Source organism: Geodermatophilus sp. SYSU D00766, assembly GCF_054049915.1.
Window position 1 is genome coordinate 34,480 of the sequence record NZ_JBJGYI010000041.1, and the last position, 6,962, is coordinate 41,441.

At 75.3% G+C, this 6,962-nt stretch carries 5 protein-coding genes; 3 read left to right on the plus strand and 2 right to left on the minus strand.

Annotation, left to right across the window (positions count from 1 at the left end):
- Positions 1–108: 108 nt before the first annotated feature.
- From ACI8AD_RS21445 to ACI8AD_RS21455, 3 genes are all read left to right on the plus strand, one after another.
- Entirely contained in the window at positions 109–2,433 is a 2,325-nt protein-coding gene (locus ACI8AD_RS21445; RefSeq protein WP_456872560.1) for a transketolase-like TK C-terminal-containing protein, read from the plus strand.
- 172 nt (positions 2,434–2,605) lie between these two features.
- Positions 2,606–3,928 (plus strand): ATP-dependent 6-phosphofructokinase, encoded by a 1,323-nt coding sequence (locus tag ACI8AD_RS21450; protein WP_456872561.1) that lies wholly within the window; start codon positions 2,606–2,608, stop codon positions 3,926–3,928.
- 108 nt (positions 3,929–4,036) lie between these two features.
- Complete coding sequence (locus ACI8AD_RS21455) at positions 4,037–4,576, plus strand: hypothetical protein (protein ID WP_456872562.1); 540 nt, start codon at positions 4,037–4,039, stop codon at positions 4,574–4,576.
- A gap of 191 nt (positions 4,577–4,767) precedes the next feature.
- Here ACI8AD_RS21455 and ACI8AD_RS21460 read toward each other — a convergent pair whose 3' ends face one another.
- Both ACI8AD_RS21460 and ACI8AD_RS21465 read right to left on the minus strand, forming a co-directional pair.
- Positions 4,768–5,835 (minus strand): redoxin domain-containing protein, encoded by a 1,068-nt coding sequence (locus ACI8AD_RS21460; protein ID WP_456872563.1) that lies wholly within the window; start codon positions 5,833–5,835, stop codon positions 4,768–4,770.
- A gap of 150 nt (positions 5,836–5,985) precedes the next feature.
- The gene (locus ACI8AD_RS21465) at positions 5,986–6,840 is read right to left on the minus strand and encodes a mycofactocin-coupled SDR family oxidoreductase (RefSeq protein ID WP_456872564.1); all 855 of its coding nucleotides are present in this window, start codon (positions 6,838–6,840) and stop codon (positions 5,986–5,988) included.
- Positions 6,841–6,962 lie beyond the last annotated feature (122 nt).

The following is a 6,962-nucleotide window of genomic DNA, read 5'->3' on the forward strand; positions in this document are numbered from 1 at the left end:
CCGGTGGGGGCCAGCGTCGCACGGACACCGCCCGCGGCGGGACCTCGCCCTGGAGGAGCCGTGGGGCGCACGGGATGCTGGCCCCCCGCCGTCCCGACAGGAGAGACCATGACGATCGCCGCCCCGCGGCCGCCCGCGACCGGCTCCGACGACGCCGCGCTGCGCGACATCGAGCAGCGGGTGCTGTGGCTGGCCACCGCGATCGTCGACCACGCCAACCGGGTGCGGCCCAACCCGACCGGGCTCAAGGTCGGCGGCCACCAGGCGTCCAGCGCCTCGATGGTGACGATCATGACGGCGCTGTGGCTGGAGCAGCTGCGCGCCGACGACCGGGTGTCGGTCAAGCCGCACGCCAGCCCGGTGCTGCACGCGCTGGAGTTCCTGCTCGGCCAGCTCGACGCCTCCTGGCTGACCACGCTGCGCGCCTTCGGCGGCCTGCAGTCCTACCCCTCGCGGCTCAAGGACCCGGTGCCGGCGGACTACTCCACCGGCTCGGTCGGCATCGGCGCCACCGCGCCCATCTGGGGTGCGCTGGCCCGCCGCTACGTCAACACCCAGTTCGGCGCGGGCGGCACCGGGCGGCAGTGGTCGCTGGTCGGAGACGCCGAGCTCGACGAGGGCGCGATCTGGGAGGCCGTGCTCGACCCGATGGTCGCCGAGCTCGGCGAGGTCGTGTGGGTCGTCGACCTCAACCGGCAGTCGCTCGACCGCGTCGTCCCGACGATGGGCGCGCCCCGGCTGCAGGGGATGTTCACCGCCGCCGGCTGGCAGGTGCTCACCGTCAAGTACGGCCGGCTGCTCGAGGAGCTGTTCACCCGGCCCGGCGGGCCGGAGCTGCGCGACCGGATCGACGCCATGAGCAACGCCGAGTACCAGCGGATGGTCCGCCGCGCCCCGGCGGAGCTGCGCGCGCACCTGCCGGGGGAGGGGCCGGGCGCGGCCGCGGTCGCCGCGCTGGTCGAGGAGGTCGCCGACGCCGACCTGGTCGCCGCGGTGCGCAACCTCGGCGGCCACGACCTCGCCGCGCTGCGACAGGCCTTCGCGCAGATCGACGACACCCGCCCCACCGTCGTGCTCGCCTACACCCTCAAGGGCCACGGCCTGGCCACCGAGGGCCATCCGCAGAACCACTCGGCGCTGCTGACCGAGGCCCAGCTGCACGAGCTCGCCGCGCGGGTCGGCGTCGACCCGGCCGACCCCTGGGCCGGCTTCCCGGCCGGCAGCGCCCCGGCCCGGCTCCTCGCCGACGCCGCCGCGCGGCTGGCCCGGCCCCCGGTCGACGACGTCGCCGCGCCCGCCGTCCCCGCCGACCTCGGCCGCACGCCCTCGGGCGCCGCCACCACGCAGGCGGCACTGGGACGCACCCTGCTCGACCTCAACCGCGCCGCGCCCGAGGCCGGCCGGCGGGTGGTCACCGTCAGCCCCGACGTGTCCAGCTCGACCAACCTCGGCGGCTGGGTGAACAAGGTCGGCGTCTGGTCGCACGAGGACCGCCGCAACTGGTTCGCCGACGACCCCGAGACGATCCTGCACTGGCGCGAGCGGCCTTCGGGCCAGCACGTGGAGCTCGGCATCGCCGAGACCAACCTGGTCGGCGCGCTCGGCGAGCTCGGCGCCACGTGGTCGCGCTGGGGCCAGCCGCTGCTGCCCGTCGGCGTCCTCTACGACCCCTTCGTCGGGCGGGCGCTGGAGCCGTGGTCGTTCACGGTCTACGCCGGCGGTCAGTCGCTGCTGGTCGGCACGCCGTCGGGGGTCACGCTGGCCCCCGAGGGCGGGGCGCACCAGTCGATCACCACGCCCTCGATCGGCCTGGAGCAGCCCGGCTGCCTGTCCTACGAGCCGGCGTTCGCCCTGGACACCGAGTGGTGCCTGCTGGCGGCGCTGGGCCAGATGGGCCGCCCCGGCGGGCAGTCGGCCTACGTGCGGCTGTCCACCCGACCGGTGGACCAGGCGCTGGCCGCGGTGCCGGCCGACCCGGCGGCCCGGGAGCGGCGCCGCCGCCAGGTGGTGGCCGGCGGCTACCCGCTGCGGCGGGTGCCGCGCCCGGCGGTGACGCTGGCCGCGATGGGCGCGGTCGTCCCCGAGGCCCTCGCCGCCGCCGAGCGCCTCGAGGGGCTCGGCTTCCCCGCCGACGTCGTCGTGGTGACCAGTCCCGGGCTGCTGTTCCGCGCCGTCCAGGCCCGCCGCGGCCTGGACGAGGCCTCGCCGTGGGTGCTCGACAGCGTGCTGCCCGCCGACCGGGCCACCCCGCTGCTCACCGTGCTCGACGGCCACCCGCACACGCTGGCCTTCCTCGCCGGCGTGCGGAACGTGCCGGCCACGCACCTGGGCGTCACCCGCTTCGGCCAGAGCGGTGACCTCGACAGCGTGTACCGCTACCACGGCCTCGACGTCGACTCGCTGGTCGGCGCCGCCCTCGACCTGGTCGACTAGACGAAGGACCCCGGTGCCCCCACCCCTCGCTCCGCTCGGCGCGGGCCCCTGCACCGGGGCCGTTCCAGCACGTCACCTGCTCGGCGCGGGCCGGGAGACATTCGACATGACGTCCTGACGACCGGGGTGCCGAGCGCAGCGACCGCGCACCGGTGTGGGACCGTTCTCCACCGTGATCGGACACGAGGACCTCGCCGTGCGGACCCTGGGTCCGTGCCGCATCGACTCGCCGCTGGCCGAGCGGCTCGCGTCGCGGGAGACGACGCAGCACTCGGTGGTGGAGGAGGACCGGATCCTCTTCGACGACACGATCTCGATGGCCGGCGCCCGCGGCCTGCCGGTCGAGCAGCTGCCCAGCCTGGAGCCCGGCGGGCCGCGCAAGCGCATCTACTTCGACCCCGCCAAGACCCGCGTCGGCATCGTCACCTGCGGCGGGCTGTGCCCCGGCCTCAACGACGTCATCCGCGGGCTGGTGCTGGAGCTGAGCCGGCACTACGGCGTGCGGCGGATCGTCGGGTTCCGCAACGGCTACCGCGGGTTCATCCCGCACTACGGCGAGGACGTCGTCGACCTGACCCCCGAGGTGGTCCAGCACATCGACGACGAGGGCGGCACGATCCTCGGCACCTCCCGCGGGCTGCAGGACCCCGAGGAGATCGTCGACGCGCTCGAGCGGCTCAACATCAACATCCTGTTCGTCGTCGGCGGTGACGGCACCATCCGCGGCGCGATGGAGGTCGTGCGGGTCATCGGCGAGCGCGGGCTGAAGGTCGCCGTCGTCGGCATCCCGAAGACGATCGACAACGACATCCCCTACATCGACCAGAGCTTCGGCTTCCAGACCGCCATGGCCGAGGCCACCAAGTCCATCCACGCCGCCAGCGTCGAGGCCCGCTCGGCGCCCGGCGGGGTCGGGCTGGTCAAGCTGATGGGCCGGCACTCGGGCTTCATCGCCTGCTACTCCACGCTGGCCAAGGACGACGCCGACTACGTGCTCATCCCCGAGGTGCCCTTCGCGCTGCACGGCGAGCGCGGCTTCCTCGAGCACCTGCGCCGCCGGGTCGAGGACCGCGGGCACGCCGTCGTCGTGGTGGCCGAGGGCGCCGGGCAGGAGCACATCGACGAGCACGAGCCCGGCCGCGACGCCTCGGGCAACGTGCGGCTGGGCGACATCGGCCGGCTGCTGCGCCGGCTCATCTGCGAGCACCTGGACAAGGCGGGGGTGGAGAACAACGTCCGCTACTTCGACCCGAGCTACGCCATCCGCAGCGTGCCGGCCAACCCCTACGACAGTGCCTACTGCCTGCGCCTGGCGCACGCCGCGGTGCACGCGGCGATGGCCGGCCGCACCGAGGTGATCGTCGCCCGCCGGCGGCGCCGGTTCGTGCACATCCCGATGCCGCTGGCGGTCAGCCGCCGCAACCACGTCGACCCGCTGGGCGACCTGTGGCTGTCGGTGCTGGAGGCCACCGGCCAGCCGGTCCGCTTCGCGTAGCCCTCACCCGGGCGGGTGGGAGCGCGGCACTCGACTGTGCCGCGGCCGGGAGTCTGCCGAAGGTCCGTCCGTCAGCTGCGGACACCCGACGACAGGACAACCAGCCCCATGACGTCGCCCACGAGGAGCACCCCGCCCCGCCGCGGCCGGTCCCGCGCGCTGCGGATCGCCGCCGCCGCGGCGGTCGGCGCCGTCGTCGCGCTGACCCCCGGCACGGCCGGTGCGGCACCGAACCGCTCCGCCCCGCCCGACGTCGTCCCGGTCGTCGACTGTGTCGTCCGGAACGGCGACGGCAGCTGGACGGCGGTGTTCGGCTACGACAACCGGACCGGCGCGACCGTCGACATCCCCGTCGGGCCGGCGAACCAGGTGACGCCCACCGGCTACGGCGCCCCCCAGCCGACCCGCTTCGCCCCCGGTCTGCGGCGCGGCGTGTTCTCGGTGACGGTGACCCGCGGCGGCGGGCCGGTGTGGCACCTGGGCAGCACCAACCTCGCCGCCCGCAAGACCGACACCGCCTGCCCGCCGTCGACCCAGATGCCGGCCGACGGCAACGGGACCGGTGCGGCCATCGGCGTGGCCGTGGCCGCCGGCGTGGGCGCGGTGCTGCTGCGCCGCAGCCGCCGCGCGGTCCCCGCCGCCGGCTGACTGTCCCGCGGACCGGCGCACGGGGGCCGGTCCGCGGGTGGTGTGCGCCCGAGCTCCGCGCTCGGGTCGGTCCCGGCTCGGTGCTCCTGCGGTGTCGTGCCCGCTCCTGCGGTGCTGCGTCGCCGCAGGAGTGGGCAGACCACCGCGGGAGCCGCCCGAGGCGGGAGGCGGGAGGCGGGAGGCGGGTGGGCTCAGCCGAAGGTGAAGGCGTAGATCCCGGCGCCCGGGTCGAGGAACTCGATCTCCGCGGTGGCGTCGGTGACCGCGCCCCGCCGTCGCAGCAGCTGGTACAGCCGCGGCTCGGTGACCACGCCCTCGCCGGAGGCGTCGACGTCCTCCCCGGAGTCGGTGCCCGGCGGGTGGCCGTCGAGCCGCACGCGGATGCGTGCGCTCCCGCCGGCCGGCGGCGCCACGACCAGGTGCAGGTCGCGGGCGTGGAACCGGCAGGTCAGCCGCCCGCCCGGGTCCTCGACCAACGAGGCCTCGCGGCCGATGGTCCACGCGCCGGCCAGCGCCCAGTGCCCGGAGCGCATCCGCGCGGGGGTGGCGTAGACGTGCGCCCGGTCGGCGACCAGCCGGCCCGGGGAGGCGAACCCGGTGGTCCGGTCGTAGCCGAGGTAGTTCTCCGCGGAGCGCAGCGTGTCCCAGTCCGCGGGCGCCTCGACGCCGCGGGCGTCGACCGGCACCGGCTCGGGCCCGAGGTCACCGGCCCCGGCCTCGGTGAGCAGCCGCCGCAGCACCGACTCGGTCTCCTCGTAGCCGCCCTCGCCGAAGGCGTGGTGGCGCAGCCGCCCCTCGGCGTCGACCAGGTACAGGGCCGGCCAGAAGTGGTTGTGGAAGGACCGCCACACCACGAAGTGGGAGTCGACGGCGACGGGGTAGCGGATCGAGCGGGCCTCCACGGCGCGGCGGACCTCGGCGACGTCGTGCTCGAAGGAGAACTCCGGCGAGTGCACGCCGACGACGACCAGCCCCGCGTCGCGCCACGCCTCCTCCCAGGCGCGCACGTAGGGCAGCTGGCGCAGCCAGTTGATGCACGTGAGGGTCCAGAAGTTCACCGCGACGACGCGGCCGCGCAGGTCGGCGCCGCTCAGCGGTGGGGAGTTGACCCAGTCGGTGGCGCCGTCGAGGGAGAAGTCGGCCCCGACCGCCCACCGCGCGTCCTCGCCGTCGTCGGGCCCGCGGTCCTCGGCGCGGGGGTCGTCGTTCTGGAGGAGCCGTTCGAGGCGGCGGGTGGTGGGCAGGTGGTCGGAGGCCATGGCCGGGGTTCCTCTCCGGTGCGCAGGGTGCCGGTGACCCACCCTCGGCGCCCGGGCGGGGCCCTCGCGCCCGTGAGGCACCCTGGCCCGCTGCCGGGTCCGCCCGCCGGCTGCCGCGACGCGGACGGGGCGCGGCAGCCGGCCGGCGGGTCAGCGCAGCACGACGCCGGCGTCGACCCGCAGCTCCAGCCCGGTGATGTAGCGGGCGTCGTCGGAGGCCAGGAACCGCAGGGCGGCCGAGGTGTCGCGGGTCTCCATCCAGCCGATGGGGAGCACGTGCTGCGGCCGGGAGGCGATCTCGTACTCCTCGTCGGTCGGCGCGGGGTTGTCCGGCAGGAAGAGCCGTTTGTTCGTCTCGGTCATGTAGATCGCGGTGTTGACGTTGGTCGGCGACAGCGCGTTGACCCGGATGGAGTGCGGGCCGAGCTCGGCGGCCATCGGCTTGAGCATGCCCACCAGCGCCGTCTTGGCCGCCACGTAGTGGGTGATGTTCGGGAAGCCCTTGGTGGCCCCCGCGGAGGCGACCATGACGATGGCGCCGCCGCGGCCGCCCTCGATCATCGCGGGGGTGGCGGCGCGGACGGTGTGCCAGACCCCGGTGAGGTCGGTCTCGACGGTGTCCTTCCACTCCTGCAGGCCGATCTCCCAGAACGGCCCGGCGCCGCAGCAGATCCCCGCGTTGGCCACCACGACGTCGACCCGGCCGAACCGCTCGAGGCCCTTGGCCAGCACCGCCTCGACCGAGGCGTAGTCCCGGGCGTCGGCCCGCTCGGCGACCATCCGCCGCCCGGTGGCCTCGACCAGGGCGCGGGTCTCCTCCAGGTCGGCCTTCGTGGCCATGGGGGTGCTGGCGCCGGGGATGTCCTCGCAGATGTCGAAGCCGATGATGTCCGCGCCCTCCGTCGCGAGGTCGACGGCGAACTGCCGGCCCTGCCCGCGCCCGGCTCCGCTGATGAAGGCGACCCGGCCCGCGAAGCGGTGGGGGTCGAACGCCGTGAAGGCCATGTCCTGTCCTGTTCCTCGTCTCTGCGGGTGGGGGAGCCGCTGCCGGCGGGGGCGTCGACGTACTCGGCCAGCCAGCCGACGGGGACCCTCACTGCTCCACTCCGAACGCCGTGGTGAACCGG

Coding starts and splice junctions, on each gene's coding strand:
- ACI8AD_RS21460 (WP_456872563.1), bottom strand. CDS start 5,835: ATGGCCTCCGACCACCTGCCCACCACCCGCCGCCTCGAACGGCTCCTC.
- ACI8AD_RS21445 (WP_456872560.1), top strand. CDS start 109: ATGACGATCGCCGCCCCGCGGCCGCCCGCGACCGGCTCCGACGACGCC.
- ACI8AD_RS21455 (WP_456872562.1), top strand. CDS start 4,037: ATGACGTCGCCCACGAGGAGCACCCCGCCCCGCCGCGGCCGGTCCCGC.
- ACI8AD_RS21465 (WP_456872564.1), bottom strand. CDS start 6,840: ATGGCCTTCACGGCGTTCGACCCCCACCGCTTCGCGGGCCGGGTCGCC.